This is a genomic window from Corynebacterium sp. MSK071 (assembly GCF_030232125.1).
Classification (GTDB): Bacteria; Actinomycetota; Actinomycetes; order Mycobacteriales; family Mycobacteriaceae; genus Corynebacterium; species Corynebacterium kefirresidentii.
The window spans coordinates 149,425-166,855 of sequence record NZ_JASPJA010000004.1; the positions used below are offsets into that span (position 1 = coordinate 149,425).

Consider the following 17,431-nt stretch of genomic DNA (forward strand, 5'->3'; position numbering starts at 1 on the left):
ATACGGCTAACCCACGTGGATAGGATCAACCACGATACGCAGTGGCAAGTCATCCTTGCGCGCGCTACGCGCCGCGTTTGCACTGCGCAAGGCGCGCCCTAATTGGGAACGAGGCCCCAGTGGGGTGCGGATCACCAGCCGCTGCGCGGGACCAAAGCGCTGGCTATCGTAGTCGCCGGGCAGGCTATGGCCCGGGGGAAGAGGAACTGGGCCCAAAACCTCCGCATGCTCAGGAAGATCCACAAGCTCAGCAAAGCCATCCAGGGACGCATCCGCACCATCAATGGCGGCAAAGTGCACCGCAGGTGGGAATCTTACTTCTCGTCGGGCAGCAAGCTCGGCTGCGGCCGCGCCAACCATATCCCAGCGCAAGAAATGCTGAACCACGCTAAGAGACTCATCGGCAGCCACAATTACCCGGCCGCCCTTGAAATGCGGCTGCACTAGCGTGGCCGCCTGCGCCCACTTCGATAACGTGTCTTCAGTAGCACGCAGATCTTGGCGGTTGAGCAATGCACCAGCGTCCAAGAGCAGCGCCGCACCGTAGGCGCCATCTCGTACATTCGGTTCGGCGCCAGGGGTGGCGATGACAAGGGCCGGCGCATTATCCACTGCCTCGAGGATCTTATTTCCGCCAGAGACCACTACCCGGGTATTAGGAAAGGCACGGCCCAATTCCTCCGCGGTGCGCTCTGAGCCTAAAACGATGGCGCGCAGGCGCGGGGATCCGCATTCACTGCAGCGATGGCGCGCCTCGATGCGACCGCACCAGCGGCAGGTGGGCATTCCTGTCTCCTCCGCGCCGCCCTTGCTTGGCGACGCCCCCGTCGGCGGCAGCGCCAATGGCCCGTTGCAGTGCCGGCAGCGCGCCGGCGCGCGGCATCGGCCGCAGGCCAAAATTGGTGCGTATCCCTTGCGCGGTACTTGCACCAATACCGGCTCTCCCCTATCCAGCGCCTGATGGGCGGCTTGGAAGGCCTGTGCCTGAACTGAAGTGGTGCCGCCTTCTAAATCGCGAGCAATCGATAGACCGAATGGGCCTACCGCCTCAATGGCTGGGCAACGCGCCCCGATCGTTTGTTCTTTGGCGACCACATCGTGCGCCCAGCCTGACTCCACGAGGAGCTGCGTTTCCGCAGTCCGCGAATGGTTTGCCAAGACCATGCTGCAACCTTCAAAAGCAGAACGGGTGGTTAGCACTTCCCTGGCATGGACATAAGGTTTGAGGTTATCTACCAAATTATCGTTGCCATCATCGAGGATAACCGCCAGCTGTAGATGTTTTACTGGGGCGAAGGCGGCGGACCTAGTACCAATTACGACGCGCGCCTGGCCTACCAGGGCTGATAGGTAGCGGCGGTAGCGGGCCTGCGGGCCCATACTATTAGTCAGCACTGTAATCTGCTTCGCCCCTAATACCTGGCGAAGGGCGGCTTCTACCGCATCAACGCTCTTCTGGTCCGGGGCAACTAAGAGCACCCCGCCTCCGTCTAACGCCACCTTGGCCGCGAGCGCAGCTAAGGCATGCGCCCAATCATCGCCCGGGGCGATTTGCCATGCGGCACGGGCGAGCTTGCCAGACAGGATTGAATCAACGAAAGCCTCACCATGCTCATAAGCAGACCACCCCGAAAGGTCAGGCTCGCTCGTGGTACCGAGCTCCTCCCACGGGGTTTCCAAATCGGATTCCTCCGCCTTGGCGTGCCTAGGTGGAATAGCAGAGCGGATAATATCTGAGCGCACTCCGCCATAGCGGTCCGCTAGGGCGTCGATAAGCCGGGCAAGCTGCGGCGGATACACCTGGAACGGTGAGATGATGCGCTCGATAAAGCGCAGGTTACCGCCAAATTCAGAATCATGCAGGCGCTCTAGCACTATCGCATCAACCAAGCGTCCATTAAAGCGGATGCGGACCTTTATCCCCGGTTGAACTTCCTGCGAATCTGCCTCTTCTATAAGGTAATCAAAGCCCCGATCGAGGTGCGCGACCCCTAAAAGAGGCAACACCCGCGCAACCGGTTTCCGGATGGCGGGTGTTTTCTTAGGCATAAGCCCCGATTTTACAGACCGGCGGCAGCGCGCAGTGCCTCTACTCGGTTCAACTGCTCCCACGGCAGCTCAACGTCGGTGCGTCCGAAGTGACCGTAGGCCGCAGTCTGGGCATAAATGGGCCGTAGCAGGTCGAGTTCGCGGATAATCGCGGCTGGACGCAGGTCGAATACCTGATTTACCGCAGCCTGAATATTCGCATCGCTCAGGCCTTCCTTGGCAGTGCCGAAAGTCTCCACGTACAAGCCCACCGGCTTAGCACGACCAATTGCGTAGGCAACCTGAACCTCGGCGCGATCCGCCAAACCAGCGGCGACGATATTCTTAGCCACCCAGCGCATTGCATAAGCAGCGGAGCGGTCTACCTTGCTGGGGTCCTTACCGGAGAAGGCGCCACCGCCGTGACGAGCCATACCACCGTAGGTATCGACGATGATCTTCCGGCCGGTAAGACCGGCATCACCCATGGGTCCACCGAGAATGAAAGACCCTGAAGGGTTGACCAACAACGTCGTGTCTTCGGTGTAGTACTTCTCCAAGCCCGCGTCCTTAATGACCCATTCAAGGACCTCGCTGCGCAATGGGCCCTCCAGCCAAGCGCTATCAACCTCAGTATCGTGCTGAGTAGAAATCACCACGGTATCTAGGTGGGAAGGCTCATTGTCATCGGTATAGGCGAAGGTCACCTGGGTCTTGCCATCCGGACGCAGGTGATCCACGATGCCCTCCTTGCGCACCTGCGTCAGGCGGCGAGAAAGCCGGTGTGCCAAGGCGATAGGCAGGGGCATATACTCGGCGGTCTCATTGGAGGCATAGCCGAACATCAAGCCCTGATCACCTGCACCAGCGGTGTCATTTTCCTCGTCATAGTCCTCGTCATGGGCGCGGGCTTCGGTGGAGTTATCTACGCCGGCGCCGATCTCCTGGGACTGCTCACCGATGGCAATATTGACACCGCAGGTATTGCCATCAAATCCCACCTCAGAGGAGGTAAAGCCAATGGACTTTAGGGTATCGCGCACGAGCGCCGGGATTTCTACATATGCCTCGGTGCGTACCTCTCCCACCACGTGAACCTGACCGGTGGTAACCAACGTCTCAACGGCGACGCGGGATACGGGATCCTTTTCCAGCAGGGCATCGAGGATGGCGTCCGAGATGGCGTCACAAATCTTATCGGGATGGCCTTCCGTAACGGACTCGCTGGTAAAAAGACGAGTTGCCACTGCAGCGTTATCAGTCACAAAAACTTCCTTCGTTCTCACTGTTGATTCGATGCTGTGGGTTTTCTACGCCCAAGCCTAATACCTCGCAATCCTAGACCAAGCGGTCTATAAATGCAATTTTAGCTGTCTACACCCGAAACATTTCATTCACAGCCGCCAAAATCTGTGCGGCGACTACTTGTTTCGAGCCATGTTCCACCCGTTGCGGCGCGGACTCTGGCCGCAAAATCCATCCCTCATTCGACTTTTGGCCAAAGGTCTTGGCCCTACCGACCTCATTGGCCATAAGCACATCGCAGCCTTTGCGAACAAACTTTTCTTGGGCATATTCCAAGGCAGACTTGTGGGCGTCACCCGTTTCGGCGGCAAACCCCACAATCACACACTCCGCCGGAATCTCCGAGCGCTCTCGTGCGGCCACAAGCCCTTTGAGGACATCCGGGTTTTCTACCAAATGTAGGGCCGAGAGTGCGTCGTCTGCTTGCCCCTTCTTCATCTTTGACTCAGCTGCCTCCGCGGGGCGGAAATCAGAAACTGCGGCAGCCATAATGATCACGTCCGCATCACGGGCCTCTTCGTGCATCGCTTCCTCCAGTTCCCGGGTGGAAACAATGTGGCGCACCTTCGCACCGCTGGGGACAGGCAGCTGCGCAGTATTCCCAGCCACAAGGGTGACCTGAGCCCCCTTCTGGGCGGCCCATTCCGCGAGCGCGAATCCCTGCCTACCAGAAGATCGATTACCCAAGTACCGCACTGGGTCCAGTTCTTCCTGGGTGCCTCCCGCTGATATGACTACCCTTTTGTCTTGCCAGGTATGTTCAACCCGGTAACCAGCCAATTCGGTGCGCACTACCTCAGCAATCTGCTCCGGCTCCGGAAGGCGACCAGGACCTGAGTCCTTGCCGGTCAAACGGCCATGGGCGGGCTCAATAACCGTAATACCGCGCCGCCGCAAAGTAGCGACGTTGTCTTGCGTGGCGGGATTGTGCCACATCTCTGTATGCATGGCCGGAGCAATGATGACCGGGCACGTCGCCACCAACACGGTCGCCGTAAGTAGATCATCAGCCCGACCGGCGGCCAGTCGCGCGATTAGATCCGCAGTTGCGGGCGCAATTACCACAGCATCCGCCCGCTGCCCGATGTTAACGTGCTGCACCTCATCCACAGCCTCAAAAACGCTGGTGGAAACCGGGTGGCCGGACAGGGCTTCAAACGTTGCAGCGCCAACAAAGTTTAGTGCGCTTTCCGTAGGGACAACGCGCACATCATCGCCCGCCTCCTTGAGATTGCGCACAAGGTGGCACGCTTTGTAGGCGGCGATGCCGCCAGCAACGCCTACAACAATATTGCGAGAGCTATCTTTTTCAATCACACCGCACGATGGTACCTGGCGGCACAAAGAAAGGCCCCACTCGCCGCCCCGGGAAGGTGCACCCCTAGCCGGGGATACACGTCCGTGGCGACGCGTGGAGCCTACAAGCTATTGCACGCTTGTGCGCTAGCTACTTGCCTTCCTCGTGGTCCAGCAAGCCAGCGTCAATTTCGCGCAATGCGATGGACAAAGGCTTTTCGCCTGGCTCTGGAGTAACCAGTGGGCCTACGAATTCGAAGACACCTTCATCCTGCTCTTGGTAGTAGCTATTGATCTGGCGGGCGCGCTTAGCAGCGAAGATGACCAAAGCGTACTTAGAGGAAACCTTGTCCAAAAGCTCATCGATCGGGGGATCAGTAATGCCGATCGGATCATCAAATACTGGCTCCGCCTTTGCGGCTTCAGTGTTAGAAGGGGTGGTCACGTTAGTCACATGCACCTTTACATTGATTGAAGATGGTCAAAAAGGAGGTCTATGCCTGCAGGATATCACTGATGGCAGCCACTGCCTGGTCCAAATCCTCGTTAACAACGACGTGGTCGAACTCATCCTGTGCGGCTAGTTCCTCATGCGCAGTTTGCAACCTACGGTCAATGACGTCTTGCGGCTCGGTACCGCGGCCGGTGAGCCGCTCCACAAGCACGTCCCATGATGGGGGTGCCAAAAAGACCAAGTCTGCCTCCGGCAGTGCTTTCTTAACACTCCTAGCGCCCGCAAGATCAACCTCAACGAGCACTGGGCGTCCTGCGGCCAAAGCTTCCTCTACCGGCTGAGCAGGGGTTCCAGAGCGCTGCAATCCACCGTGAATATCAGCCCATTCGAGCATTTCCCCGGCGTCGATTCGCTGCTGGAAGGCTTCTGGGGTGACGAAGAAGTAGTCGACACCATCCTGCTCCCCGGGACGGGGCTGGCGCGTAGTCATCGACACGCTAAAGTACAGCCCCTCGACGTCACTGCGCAGACGCGAAACCACGGTGGATTTTCCCACTGCGGATGGCCCCGCCAGAACGACGAGGCGACCGCGTGCAGTTGCGTCAGCCATGGTTGTAACTATTCGCCGTAACCGAAACGCTCGAGGAGAGCACGACGCTGACGCTCACCCAAGCCGCGCAGACGACGGGTCTGAGCGATCTCCAGGTCCTCCATGATTTCCTTAGCCTTGACCTTGCCAACCTTCGGCAGAGCCTCGAGGAGTGCAGAAACCTTGGTCTTGCCGATGATCTCATCGGTCTCAGCCTTTTCGAGCACGTCCTTCAGGTCGGTCTCGCCGCGCTTGAGCGCAGCCTTGAGCTCAGCGCGAGCCTTACGGGCCTCAGCGGCCTTTGCGAGAGCTTCCTTGCGCTGCTCATCAGTCAACTTTGGAAGGGCCACGGGTTTCCTCCGATTCATTAGATTGATTCTGTTACGTCTAGTACTTGGTACCAGATTACGGTTGCCTAACGCAGTTTATACACCGCGGAAAGTTATCAATAACCTTCGGGCAAACCGACTTCTTGTAATCCTAGCACTGCTCATTGAACGGTGACGATTAGCGGGTCCAAAAGCACGCCTATTTTAGCACGTCACCGCACATACCTTAAACAAAGTACCAGGTAAGCAGCGCGGCCAGTAATCTGCCACGCCGCCCCTTTTAGTCCCGGAACTCCTGAGCCACGCGATTCACCGCTTTGCGCAGGTCAGCGAGAGCAGGGCCTTGTTCCAATACTGCTCGGGACACGTTCGCGAATCCCAGCGATGGCCGAGCAGAGACAATGCTGTGCACTTGCTCTGGGCCAGCACCTTGGGCGCCAACGCCTGGCAGAAGAACCGGGCCATTGAGCGCATCCAGGCGAGGTGGATTGTCCAAAGTAGCCCCAACGACTACCCCGATGTCTCCCGGCTTGTCGGCCTTGTGCGCCGCTACATTGAGCGCGGCACATTCATCGACCACTCCTTGTGCGATGGTGCTCTCCTCGCCTACTGGGACGGCTTGGATGGCACGTGCCTCCGGGTTGGAGGTAGCCGCCAAGACGAATACGCCGCGTCCGGTTTCTTCGGCCTTGCTAAACACCGGGCCTAACGCACCAACGCCTAGATAGGGAGACACGGTCACCGAATCTGCGCGCAGGGGTGAGCTATCACCTAGCCAAGCATCTGCGTAGCCGGCCATGGTCGAGCCAATATCGCCACGCTTGGCATCGGCCACGGTCAGGCATCCCACCTCGCGTAGGGACGCCAAGACGTCCTCGAGGACCGCAAACCCCTGGGAACCGAAGCGCTCGAAGAAGGCAACCTGCGGCTTTACCAAGGCAGCGGTATCGCTGAAGGCTTCTACGCAGCGCATGCTGAAGGTCCGAAGACCATCAGCGGTGGGCTCCAGTCCCCACTTTTCCAGCAGATACGGATGCGGGTCTATACCCACACAGAGGCGACCACGCGCCTGGCCCGCTGCCTCAAGCAGCTCACCAAATCCCTTAGTTTTGTGGGCCATGCTCAAGCTCCTGAAGCGCGCGTACCTGCAGGTTGCCAATGCGCATCGCTTCGATACCTTGGACGGCTGCGGTTACGCCCTGCACGGTGGTTACCAGCGGGATTTCCATGTGGACCGCGGCAGCGCGGATATCGTAACCGTCGTGGCGCGCGCCTGCAGAGCCCGCAGGGGTGTTGAGAATCCAGTCGATTTCACCGTTGAAGATCTTATCCACGATGGACTCTTCGCCTTCCTTAGCCTCAGAGACCTTGGCGGCAACCTCACATTCGATGCCATTGCGGCGCAGCATCTGCGCCGTACCGGCGGTAGCGACGATGTTGTAACCCATGTTCGCCAAGCGCTGGATCGGGAAAATCAAGGTGCGCTTGTCCCGGTTGGCGACGGATACGAAGATAGTGCCCTCCGTAGGCGGCACGGCGAAGGCAGCGATTTCGCCTTTGGCGTAGGCCGCACCGAAGTTGGTAGCCAAGCCCATAACCTCACCGGTGGACTTCATTTCCGGCGACAGCAGCGTATCGAGCAGGCTGCCATCGGTCCGGCGGAAGCGGTTAAACGGCAAGACCGCTTCTTTGACTGCGATCGGGTGCTCCAGCGGCAAGGAACCACCGTCATATTCAGAAGGAATCATGCCTTCGGCGCGCAGCTCCGCGATGGTAGAGCCCATCATGACGCGAGAAGCTGCCTTAGCTAGTGGAACGCCGGTCGCCTTGGAGACAAATGGCACGGTACGGGAAGCACGTGGGTTGGCCTCGATGACGTAGAGGATGTCGTCCTTCAGGGCGAACTGAACGTTCATCAGGCCCTTGACGCCAATACCCTCCGCTAGAAGTCGGGTGGAGGTACGGACCTTTTCGATATCCTCTGGTCCCAGTGTCATAGGCGGCAGTGCACAGGAAGAGTCACCCGAGTGGATGCCGGCTTCCTCGATGTGCTCCATCACACCGCCCAAGTAGACCTCGTTGCCGTCGCAGAGTGCGTCGACGTCGATCTCGATCGCGGAATCTAGGAAACGGTCCACCAGGACCGGGTGGTCCGGGGAAAGCTCGGTAGCACGCTCGATATAGTCTTCCAGCGCCTTTTCGTCGTAGACGATCTCCATACCACGGCCGCCCAGGACATAGGACGGGCGGACCAATACTGGGTAGCCGATAGAGGAGGCAACCTCGCGCGCCTCAGCAAAGGAGGTGGCGGTGCCATACTCTGGTGCTGCCAATTCGGCTTCGTCGAGGACCTTGCCAAACTCGCCGCGGTCCTCAGCGGAGTCAATAGCTGCTGGGCTGGTGCCAACAACTGGTACTCCTGCCTCCTCCAATCGGGCTGCAAGGCCCAGTGGAGTCTGGCCGCCGAGCTGAACAATGACGCCGGCAACATCACCGGAAGCGGCCTCCGCGTGGTAGACCTCCATAACGTCCTCGAAGGTCAACGGCTCAAAGTAGAGGCGGTCCGCGGTGTCATAGTCAGTGGACACGGTCTCTGGGTTGCAGTTGACCATGACGGTCTCATAGCCCTGCTCCGAGAGCTCGAGAGCTGCGTGCACGCAGGAGTAGTCAAATTCGATACCCTGACCGATGCGGTTCGGTCCGGAGCCCAGAATAATGACCTTACCCTTGGAGCCCTCCGGTGCGGGGCGAACCTCGGTCTCGGCTTCCGGATCAAGCTCATAGGAGCTGTAGTGGTATGGGGTCTGTGCCTCGAACTCGCCGGCACAGGTGTCAACGGTCTTGTAGACAGGGCGGATACCCATGCGCCAGCGCAGGCTGCGTACGCCATCTTCGCCGTTGAATTCGGGGCGGAGGGCGGCAATCTGGGCGTCGGAAAGCCCAAAGACCTTGGCCTCGCGCAGCAGCTCCTCGGTGAGCACTGGGGCATCGATAAGCTCCTGGCGGAAGGCGACCAACGTGGCCAGCTCAGCAATGAACCACGGGTCTACGCCGGAAGCCTCATGGACCTCGTCCACCGAGGCGCCGAGGCGCAGGGCCAATTCAATGTCGTACATGCGGCCCTCGGTCGGGCGCTCTAGATCCTTGAGTACCGCCTTGAGGTCACCAGCGCGCTCGCCGGCGAAGTACTCATCTGGCTTGGTCCAGAAGCCATTGGGCTTGTTTTCCAAAGAACGCATGACCTTATTGAGGCCCGCGATGTAGTTGCGGCCAATTCCCATGGCCTCGCCCACGGACTTCATGGTGGTCGTCAAGGTATCGTCTGCGCCTGGGAACTTCTCAAAGGCAAAGCGCGGGGCCTTGACAATGACGTAGTCCAAGGTGGGCTCGAATGCGGCCTTGGTTTCGCCGGTGATGTCGTTTTGTACCTCATCCAAGGTGTAGCCGATGGCGAGCTTGGCAGCCAGCTTGGCAATGGGGAAACCGGTGGCCTTGGACGCCAGCGCGGAGGAACGAGACACGCGCGGGTTCATCTCGATGACGATAATGCGGCCATCATCCGGGTTGACGGCGAACTGGATATTGCAGCCGCCGGTATCGACGCCGACCTCACGGATAATCGCGATACCAAGGTCGCGCATCTTCTGGAACTCACGGTCGGTCAGGGTCAGCGCTGGGGCAACCGTAACGGAATCGCCGGTGTGCACGCCGAGGGCGTCAACGTTTTCGATGGAGGCCACGACCACGACGTTGTCGTCGCCATCGCGCATGAGCTCGAGCTCGTATTCCTTCCAGCCGAGAATAGACTCCTCAATAAGCACGTTGGCCTCAGGGGACGCGGCCAGGCCGCCGCCGGCAATGCGGTCTAGGTCCTCATTATTGAAGGCCAGACCTGAGCCCAAACCACCCATGGTAAAGGAGGGGCGGACCACTACAGGCAGGCCGAGCTTGTCGACGGTCTCGTGTACCTCATCCATGTTGTGGCATACCGCGGAGCGAGCGGACTCGCCGCCAATGGAGGCGACAATATCCTTGAATTTCTGGCGGTCTTCGCCGCGCTCAATGGCGTCAATATCGGCGCCGATGAGCTCAATGCCGTACTTGTCCAGAATCCCCTTGCGGTCCAACTGAACCGCCGCATTCAGCGCGGTCTGACCGCCCAGGGTGGCCAGCACGGCGTCAATGGGGTGGCCCTCTTCTTGCTCTTTGACCAGAATCTTTTCGATGTAGTCCGGCTCAATGGGCTCGACGTAGGTGTGGTCCGCGAACTCGGGGTCCGTCATGATGGTGGCCGGGTTGGAGTTGACCAGGGTCACCCTCAAGCCTTCCTCCTTGAGCACGCGGCAGGCCTGCGTGCCGGAATAGTCAAACTCGCAGGCCTGGCCGATGACGATAGGGCCGGAGCCGATGACCAGGACGTGGTTGATGTCGTTGCGCTTTGGCATAGTTTTTCTTCCTTTTCCTGGTTGTTTACTTATTCGGGGTGTGGTTAGCCATCAGTTCTTCGAACTGATCAAAAAGTGGATTGGCATCGTGCGGTCCAGCTGCGGACTCGGGGTGATACTGCACGGAATAGGCCATGCCATTCCTCAAAGCAACGCCCTCTACGGTGTCGTCATTGAGGCAGATGTGGGTGACCTGCGCGAGGCCAAAGTCCGTGGCGAACTCTGCGTCCTTGCTGTCTAGGTCATAGCCTTCCGGTGCCTTGAGCGCGAAGCCGTGATTCTGCGAGGTGATGTCGATCTTGCCGGTTAAGTTATTGCGCACCGGAACGTTGATGCCGCGGTGACCGAACTTCATCTTGTAGGTATCCAGGCCCAGCGCGCGCCCGAGGAGCTGGTTGCCAAAGCAGATGCCGAAGAACGGAATCTTTGCTTCAAGTACTTGCTTGATGATGCCTACCATCTCATCGGCCGTAGCCGGGTCGCCCGGGCCATTGGAGACGAAGACGCCATCCGGGTTATAGGACTTCACCTTGTCAAAGGAGGTATTGGCAGGCACAACGATGGTCTCAATCCCGCGCTGCGAGAAGTGGCGCGGGGTCGCGGTCTTCACACCCATATCGAAGGCAACGACGGTGTACTTCTTCTCCCCCACGGCCTCAACCGAGTAGGGCTCGTCCGTAGATACCTCCGCGGCGAGGTCAGCGCCCTCCATGGAGTCCTGGGACTTAACTTTCTCTAGCAGCTCCTCTACTGGACGCTGCGCATCCTCGCCGGAAAAGAGTCCGGCGGCGATAGAGCCGTAGTTGCGCAGGTGGCGTACCAAGGTGCGGGTATCGATGCCGCGAATACCGATGACGCCCTGCTTCTCCATCTCTTCACTCAGGCTGCGCTCTGCGCGCCAGTTGGATACGCGCTGGGCGAGGTCGCGGATAACGAGGCCAGCAACCCAAATACGGTTGCCGTGGGACTCATTGTCCTCGTCATTCCACCCGGTATTGCCAATATGCGGCGCTGCGGAAACCACAATCTGGCGGTGGTAGGACGGGTCCGTCATGGTTTCCTGGTAGCCGGTCATCGCCGTGGTAAATACGGCCTCACCCAAGGTGGTGCCGGTGGCACCAAAGCCATAACCACGGAAGGTGCGCCCGTCCGCGAGAACGAGGATTGCTGGGGTTCTATCAGTCACGTCGTGGCCTTTCTCTGCCATATAGGTGGTCTCAGTGTGCAAGGTTAGTCTTCTTCGGAGGCTGCCAAGTCAAAAGTGACGGCTCCTCGCAAAATGGTGTGGGTAACGCGGGCGCCGAACTCTTCACCTGCATACGGGTTGTTTTCGGACTTGGATGCCAGCTTGGAGGAATCAGACACCCAGTGGTGGGCTGGGTCCACAATGGTCAAATTCGCGGGCTCGCCTTCTGCGATGGGACGGCCGTGACCCGGCAGGCGGGTGATTTCCGCCGGGCGCTCGGACATGACGCGGGCGACAAAACGCCAATCGGCCAGCCCGGTCTCAACGAAGATTTTGGCGATAACGGCCAGGGAAGATTCCAGGCCCAGCATGCCTGGGCGGGCATTTTCAAACTCCACGCACTTGTCCTCGGAGCCGTGCGGGGCATGGTCAGTGGCCACGCAGTCGATGGTGCCGTCGAGCAGCGCCTGGCGCAGGGCTTCGGTATCGCGCTCCTCGCGCAACGGCGGGTTAACGCGGAAGAGGCCATCGTAGGTGCGCAGCTTATCGTCAGTCATCAACAGGTGGTGCGGGGTGACCTCAGCGGTCAGCGGGATGTCCTGCTCCTTGGCCCACTTGAGCAGCTCCACGGTTCCCTGAGTGGACGCGTGACAAATGTGTACGCGATTGCCATAGTCGCGCGCCAAGAGGGCATCGCGGGCGACGATAGATTCTTCCGCCACGCGCGGCCAGCCGCGCAGGCCTAGTTTGGCTGCGGTCTCGCCTTCGTGCGCCGAAGCACCCCCGGTCATGCGGTCATCCTCGGCGTGCTGAGCCAGCAGTACATCCATACCCTTGGCGTATTCCAAGGCGCGACGCATCAGCTGCGGGTCCTGGACGCACTTGCCATCATCGGAGAACATGCGGACCTTGGCATCCGAGCGGGCCATCATGCCAAACTCGGTAAGGGTCTTGCCCTCCAGGCCCTTGGTAATAGAGCCCACTGGGTGGACGTCGCAAAGCGCCAAGGCCTGGGATTTAGCCCACACGGATTCCGCGATGATCGGCTGATCGGTCACCGGGTTTGTATTGGCCATAGTAAACACGGCGGTGAAACCACCCTTAGCGGCAGCCTTGGAACCGGTCTCGATGGTTTCGGTGTCCTCACGGCCGGGCTCGCGCAGGTGCACGTGCATATCCACGAGCCCCGGTAGCAGAACGTTGCCCTCGCCATCAATGACCTTAGCGTCTTGTGCCGCAACGTCACCGCCAATGGCTGAAATAACGCCATCTTTAACCAGCACACTGGTGGGCTCGCCTTCGCCATACAAGCGCACATTCTTAATCACAAGTGGGGATTCCGCCGGCGCGGAAAGGCGACCGGTTTCTGGGTAAGTAGTCATTTTCTCTCCCTAAGGTTGATTGCGGGTCGCGATATTAAATGCCGGCGTTTTCGCCATTGGTCAGCAGGGTAAACAGCACGGCCATGCGGGCGTGCACGCCGTTGTGTACCTGCTGCAGGACGGCGGTTTTATCCAGATCGGCCACGCCATAATTGATCTCCATGCCGCGCAGCATAGGACCAGGGTGCATGACAATGGCGTCTTTGTGCATGGCCGCCGCGCGGTCCTTGGACAGGCCGAAGAGGTTGGCGTATTCGCGGTGGGACGGGAAGAAACCGCCATTCATGCGCTCTTGCTGCACGCGCAGCATCATGACCACATCGGCCTCGGCGATCTCTGCATCAAAGTCATAGGACACGCGCACCGGCCAATTCTCCACCCCGAAGGGCATGAGCGTAGCTGGCCCCACGAGGGTTACCTCTGCCCCCAGCGTGTTAAGCAAATCCACGTTAGAGCGCACCACGCGCGAGTGCAGGCAATCGCCCACAATTTTCACTTTGAGACCGGCAAAGCCTTGCTCGCCCTGCAAGCCGAGTCGTTGCCGCATGGTTACCGCGTCAAGCAGCGCCTGCGTTGGGTGCTGGTGGGCGCCATCACCGGCGTTGATAACGGAGGGGCCCCTGCCCTCAGGGGCTACCCACTGGGCCAGCTGCTGCGGTGCACCAGAGGAAGGGTGACGCATGATGATCGCATCGGCGCCGATGGCGGCCAAGGTAAGGCCCGTATCCTTCAGGGACTCGCCCTTCTTTACCGAGGAGGTAGAGGCGGATAGGTTGATGACGTCCGCCGACATCCACTTGCCGGCCGTTTCAAAGGAGGAACGGGTGCGAGTGGAGTTTTCATAAAAAAGCGTATAGATGGTGCGCCCGCGCAAGGTAGGAAGCTTTTTAACTTCGCGGCCTTCGAGGGCCTCGCGGAAGCGATCCGCTTCATCCATCAGGCCGATAATTTCAGACTTATCGAGCTCCGCCATATCGATGAGGTGCTTCATGGTTATGCCTCCCCCTTCTCAGTGCCTGCGGCATCGAGGTTGACGGCAGCTCGGGTCAGCACGACCGCGTCTCGACCGTCAATCTCATTGTTATATACGGTGACGTCTTCATCTCGCGCGGTAGGCAGGTTTTTGCCCACATAATCTGCGCGGATGGGAACTTCGCGGTGGCCGCGGTCTACCAGAACTGCGAGCTGGATAATATCGGGCCGGCCAACGTCGCTTAGCGCATCAAGGGCGGCGCGAATCGTGCGGCCGGAATACAAAACATCATCAACCAGGATGACAATCGCGTTATCGATACCGCCGGTAGGAATGGTGGTGGGTTGCAATGCGCGATGCGGCTTATTGAGCAAATCATCGCGGTAGAGGGTGATATCGAGGGAGCCCCATGGGACTTCTACCCCGGAAAATTCTGCGATCTTAAGTGCAAGACGCTGTGCTAGCGGCACGCCACCAGAGGGAATGCCAAGCAGAATGACCCGCGGAGCCTCCGCGGAATCGAGCGCCGTTTTTTCAATAATCTGGTGCGCGATGCGTGCAACGGTACGCGAGACATCATCGGAGCTTAAAAGCTCCAATTGTTTCGCGGTAGCGTTAGTTTCACTCATCGTGACCTCCTTCCCCGCCTCACGGTGCGGTCTTTAAAGGATGCCGATAGATGGTCTCAAAAGTGTCTATGGTGTTAGACACAAGATACTTTAGCACCCCACCCGCCATTCGGGTGAGGCAACCCAGAAAGGTACTTCGACGGTGAGCTTTTCCGCACAGCACGTAGTCCCTGCTCCCCGCACAGATGTCTGGGCCTGGCATACCCGCCCAGGTGCTCTCACCCGGCTCAACGCCCCGTTCGCCTTTATGACCCCAGTGCAACAAGCACAGAGCCTGGGTGATGGCACTTCGATTCTGCGCTTGCCTGGTGGCCTGCAGTGGAAGGCACAACATGTGTTGTCCCGTTACCAGGAGGGTTATTCCTTTAGTGATGAGTGCGTCAATTCCCCGCTGCGCCAGCTGACTCAGTGGCGCCACACCCACACCTTCGCCGAGGACCCAGCCGGTACCCGGGTGACGGATGAGGTGGACACGCGCGTTCCTTCCGCCGCATTGAAATCAGTCTTTGCCTATCGTCAGCATCAGCTGATTGAAGACTTTGCCTTCTTCAAGCGGCTGCGCGATGCAGGACTTAATACCCAACCATTGACCATTGCGATGACAGGTTCGCGCGGCAGTGTCGGCACGGCGCTTACCGCGCAGCTACGTACCGCCGGCCATACAGTGATCCAGCTCGTGCGTGGTAAGGCGGGCAGTGGCCAGCGCCACTGGAATACCAACCTCCCCGATCCGCACTTGCTAGACGGCGTGGACGTCCTTGTCCACCTTGCGGGCGAGCCCATCTTCGGCCGTTTTAATGAGGAACACAAGGCTGCCATTCGGGATTCTCGCGTGGGCCCTACCCGGAGCTTGGCTCGCATCGCCGGCGAAACGCCATCCGTAAAAGCCATGGTGTGCGCCTCTGCTATCGGCTTTTATGGCGCAAACCGGGGCGAGGAAGTCTTAACTGAGGACTCCGAACCGGGAGAGGGATTCTTAGCCGATGTCGTGCGCCAGTGGGAGGACGCCTGCGAACCCGCCCGCGCAGCGGGCACCCGCGTAGTCAATATCCGCACCGGCATTGCCATGTCAGGCGGCTCCGGCCTACTGCCGCTGCTGCGAGCCCTCTTCTCCACCGGACTGGGTGGCCCCTTTGGCGATGGCAAATTCTGGTTTAGCTGGGTTGCTATCGATGACCTTACGGATGCCTATTTCCGCGCCATCGTGGATGATTCGCTTTCCGGCCCGGTCAATGCGGCCTCCCCCAACCCGGTCCTAAATAAGGAGTTCGTTGCTGCATTGGGCAAAGAGCTCCACCGGCCGGCTATTGTGCCCGTGCCCTCCTTTGGTCCTGCGCTCTTGCTCGGGCGCGAGGGCGCCCAGGAGTTAGCCTTGGCAGAACAGCGCGTAGCCCCCACCGTGCTCACCGAGCTCGGTCATAGCTTCCGCTACTCCACTATCGACGCCGCCTTGGCGCATGAACTGGGTGGCGAAAGCCTCTGCTAGTTGCGGGCCACTCCCCGTGGACGCCCCAGACACGTTTGGCGCAGCGCCACCGGAGTGCGACGCAATTTGTCGGTCAGCCAAAGGTTGTGGGCAGTGATTCACCATCGCAGCTCGTTGCGGCAACGCGCACGTACTGCACCACCCCGATATAACTTCCGAGCAAGACCTGCGGTGTTCTTCTCCTGCCGGAAAGCACGGGTGTAGTTAGGTAGGCTAGGAAGGGCTGACCTTAACCCCGATTAGTACATGGATTGAGACTGTTTAAGTGTCTGAAGAACCAACCCTGTATCCCGATACGCCGGTAGAGCCCGTTACTCTCGAGCGTATTGGTGAGATCTTTGAGTCCGAAAACCTCGAGTACCGCCTAGAAGAGCAGCCTGTAGGCGAGGACGAGACCGTACGTATCCTGCGTACCGGCTTTTCCAATGTTGCCATTGCTATGCAGGTTCGCGATGACGTCCTCGTCGCCGATTCTGTTTGGCGCGGCAACGTCCCTTCTTCTGAGGGACCTAGCCTGCTGATGGTTCTCAACCAGTGGAACCAGCAGCACTTTGCACCGACCCTGCGCTTTTTCGAGTCCGCAGAAAACAACCTCGCGGTCTCCGGTGTACGCGAAATTAATGTGGCACACGGCCTATCCCGGAACCAGATTGGTTCCTTTGTGATGTCCACCCTGGACTCTATGCTGCAGTCCTTCGCCTTCGTCGAGGAACATTACCCACAGCTCGTGACCTGGGAGGAGCACAACCATGACTAATGCATCTACGGAAAATAACCTGCCAGAAATCAGCCTGGACCGCGTTATCGAGGCAATGCGTACCTTCGATATTGAGCTGACCACAATGGACGCTGATATCGACGCAGCCACCGCTAACCTCAATGGCCTGCCCACCATGTTCGCGGTACTAGACTCCGTCGTTATCGTTCGTTGCGACGTGCCTACCGACGCCGCCTATTCCAAGGCCGACGCTGGCCTATTCTTGGCTGCAAACCAGATCAACTCGGTAGCTTTCGGTGCGCGCGCGGTTATCTCAGAGCACGATGACATGCTCGTCGTGCGCACCGAGCGCGATATCCCCGCTGCCGCTGGTATGAATGACGAGCAGTTGCAGGCGGCCTTAAAATCTGCAGTAGACGGCGTAATCCGCGGACAGGACGCCATGGTCTCTGCAGCGGAAGAAATGGCCAAGCTTGGCTCCGAAACTGCTGGCAAGGCCGGCGAGGAAGGCAATACCTCGGGTGCAAGAGACGCCACGAGTTAACTAAGCCCGCCCTTAGAATCAAGCTCCCTTTGCCCTCCATTCCTCGTGCGAATGGCCGGCAGAAAGG

Annotated in this window: 15 protein-coding genes; 3 read left to right on the top strand and 12 right to left on the bottom strand. The window is 59.2% G+C overall.

Annotation, left to right across the window (positions count from 1 at the left end):
• Positions 1–6: 6 nt before the first annotated feature.
• The 12 genes from QP990_RS04540 to pyrR form a co-directional block, all read right to left on the bottom strand.
• On the bottom strand, positions 7–2,049 hold the full coding sequence (locus QP990_RS04540; protein ID WP_284798533.1) for a primosomal protein N': 2,043 nt from the start codon (positions 2,047–2,049) through the stop codon (positions 7–9).
• Between the two features lie 11 nt (positions 2,050–2,060).
• Positions 2,061–3,293: a methionine adenosyltransferase gene (gene metK / locus QP990_RS04545; RefSeq protein ID WP_023021480.1), complete on the bottom strand. Its 1,233-nt coding sequence runs from the start codon at positions 3,291–3,293 to the stop codon at positions 2,061–2,063.
• A gap of 109 nt (positions 3,294–3,402) precedes the next feature.
• Positions 3,403–4,650, bottom strand: a complete 1,248-nt coding sequence (gene coaBC / locus QP990_RS04550; protein ID WP_023021479.1) for a bifunctional phosphopantothenoylcysteine decarboxylase/phosphopantothenate--cysteine ligase CoaBC — start codon at positions 4,648–4,650, stop codon at positions 3,403–3,405.
• 130 nt (positions 4,651–4,780) lie between these two features.
• Positions 4,781–5,083 carry a DNA-directed RNA polymerase subunit omega gene (rpoZ, locus tag QP990_RS04555; RefSeq protein WP_005324891.1) on the bottom strand — a complete coding sequence of 101 codons (303 nt, stop codon included), beginning with the start codon at positions 5,081–5,083 and terminating at the stop codon, positions 4,781–4,783.
• 40 nt (positions 5,084–5,123) lie between these two features.
• Positions 5,124–5,693: a guanylate kinase gene (gmk, locus tag QP990_RS04560; protein WP_023021478.1), complete on the bottom strand. Its 570-nt coding sequence runs from the start codon at positions 5,691–5,693 to the stop codon at positions 5,124–5,126.
• An 8-nt stretch (positions 5,694–5,701) separates the two neighbouring features.
• Entirely contained in the window at positions 5,702–6,022 is a 321-nt protein-coding gene (mihF, locus tag QP990_RS04565) for an integration host factor, actinobacterial type (protein WP_005328460.1), read from the bottom strand.
• A 259-nt stretch (positions 6,023–6,281) separates the two neighbouring features.
• Positions 6,282–7,121, bottom strand: a complete 840-nt coding sequence (gene pyrF / locus QP990_RS04570; protein ID WP_023021477.1) for an orotidine-5'-phosphate decarboxylase — start codon at positions 7,119–7,121, stop codon at positions 6,282–6,284.
• A complete protein-coding gene (gene carB, locus QP990_RS04575) occupies positions 7,105–10,446 on the bottom strand; it encodes a carbamoyl-phosphate synthase large subunit (RefSeq protein WP_284798534.1) in 3,342 nt (1,113 codons plus the stop codon). Before carB ends, pyrF begins: the two co-directional genes overlap by 17 nt.
• Before the next feature lie 25 nt (positions 10,447–10,471).
• A complete protein-coding gene (carA, locus tag QP990_RS04580) occupies positions 10,472–11,653 on the bottom strand; it encodes a glutamine-hydrolyzing carbamoyl-phosphate synthase small subunit (RefSeq protein WP_284798573.1) in 1,182 nt (393 codons plus the stop codon).
• A gap of 23 nt (positions 11,654–11,676) precedes the next feature.
• Positions 11,677–13,014 carry a dihydroorotase gene (locus tag QP990_RS04585; protein ID WP_023021474.1) on the bottom strand — a complete coding sequence of 446 codons (1,338 nt, stop codon included), beginning with the start codon at positions 13,012–13,014 and terminating at the stop codon, positions 11,677–11,679.
• A 34-nt stretch (positions 13,015–13,048) separates the two neighbouring features.
• Positions 13,049–14,005, bottom strand: a complete 957-nt coding sequence (locus QP990_RS04590; RefSeq protein WP_023021473.1) for an aspartate carbamoyltransferase catalytic subunit — start codon at positions 14,003–14,005, stop codon at positions 13,049–13,051.
• A 2-nt stretch (positions 14,006–14,007) separates the two neighbouring features.
• Positions 14,008–14,616, bottom strand: coding sequence for a bifunctional pyr operon transcriptional regulator/uracil phosphoribosyltransferase PyrR (gene pyrR, locus QP990_RS04595; RefSeq protein ID WP_023021472.1), 609 nt, complete (start codon positions 14,614–14,616; stop codon positions 14,008–14,010).
• A gap of 142 nt (positions 14,617–14,758) precedes the next feature.
• Here pyrR and QP990_RS04600 point away from each other — a divergent pair, with 142 nt between their 5' ends.
• From QP990_RS04600 to QP990_RS04610, 3 genes are all read left to right on the top strand, one after another.
• Entirely contained in the window at positions 14,759–16,102 is a 1,344-nt protein-coding gene (locus tag QP990_RS04600; RefSeq protein ID WP_023021471.1) for a TIGR01777 family oxidoreductase, read from the top strand.
• Between the two features lie 265 nt (positions 16,103–16,367).
• On the top strand, positions 16,368–16,859 hold the full coding sequence (locus tag QP990_RS04605; protein ID WP_023021470.1) for a YbjN domain-containing protein: 492 nt from the start codon (positions 16,368–16,370) through the stop codon (positions 16,857–16,859).
• On the top strand, positions 16,852–17,364 hold the full coding sequence (locus QP990_RS04610) for a YbjN domain-containing protein (RefSeq protein ID WP_023021469.1): 513 nt from the start codon (positions 16,852–16,854) through the stop codon (positions 17,362–17,364). Before QP990_RS04605 ends, QP990_RS04610 begins: the two co-directional genes overlap by 8 nt.
• The last annotated feature ends 67 nt before the right edge of the window (positions 17,365–17,431 follow it).

What these genes read in the sequence shown, in the direction of transcription:
- QP990_RS04540 (WP_284798533.1), bottom strand. Translation starts at nt 2,049, where the DNA reads ATGCCTAAGAAAACACCCGCCATCCGGAAACCGGTTGCGCGGGTGTTG.
- gmk (WP_023021478.1), bottom strand. Translation starts at nt 5,693, where the DNA reads ATGGCTGACGCAACTGCACGCGGTCGCCTCGTCGTTCTGGCGGGGCCA.
- pyrF (WP_023021477.1), bottom strand. Translation starts at nt 7,121, where the DNA reads ATGGCCCACAAAACTAAGGGATTTGGTGAGCTGCTTGAGGCAGCGGGC.
- carB (WP_284798534.1), bottom strand. Translation starts at nt 10,446, where the DNA reads ATGCCAAAGCGCAACGACATCAACCACGTCCTGGTCATCGGCTCCGGC.
- carA (WP_284798573.1), bottom strand. Translation starts at nt 11,653, where the DNA reads ATGGCAGAGAAAGGCCACGACGTGACTGATAGAACCCCAGCAATCCTC.
- QP990_RS04585 (WP_023021474.1), bottom strand. Translation starts at nt 13,014, where the DNA reads ATGACTACTTACCCAGAAACCGGTCGCCTTTCCGCGCCGGCGGAATCC.
- QP990_RS04590 (WP_023021473.1), bottom strand. Translation starts at nt 14,005, where the DNA reads ATGAAGCACCTCATCGATATGGCGGAGCTCGATAAGTCTGAAATTATC.
- pyrR (WP_023021472.1), bottom strand. Translation starts at nt 14,616, where the DNA reads ATGAGTGAAACTAACGCTACCGCGAAACAATTGGAGCTTTTAAGCTCC.
- QP990_RS04610 (WP_023021469.1), top strand. Translation starts at nt 16,852, where the DNA reads ATGACTAATGCATCTACGGAAAATAACCTGCCAGAAATCAGCCTGGAC.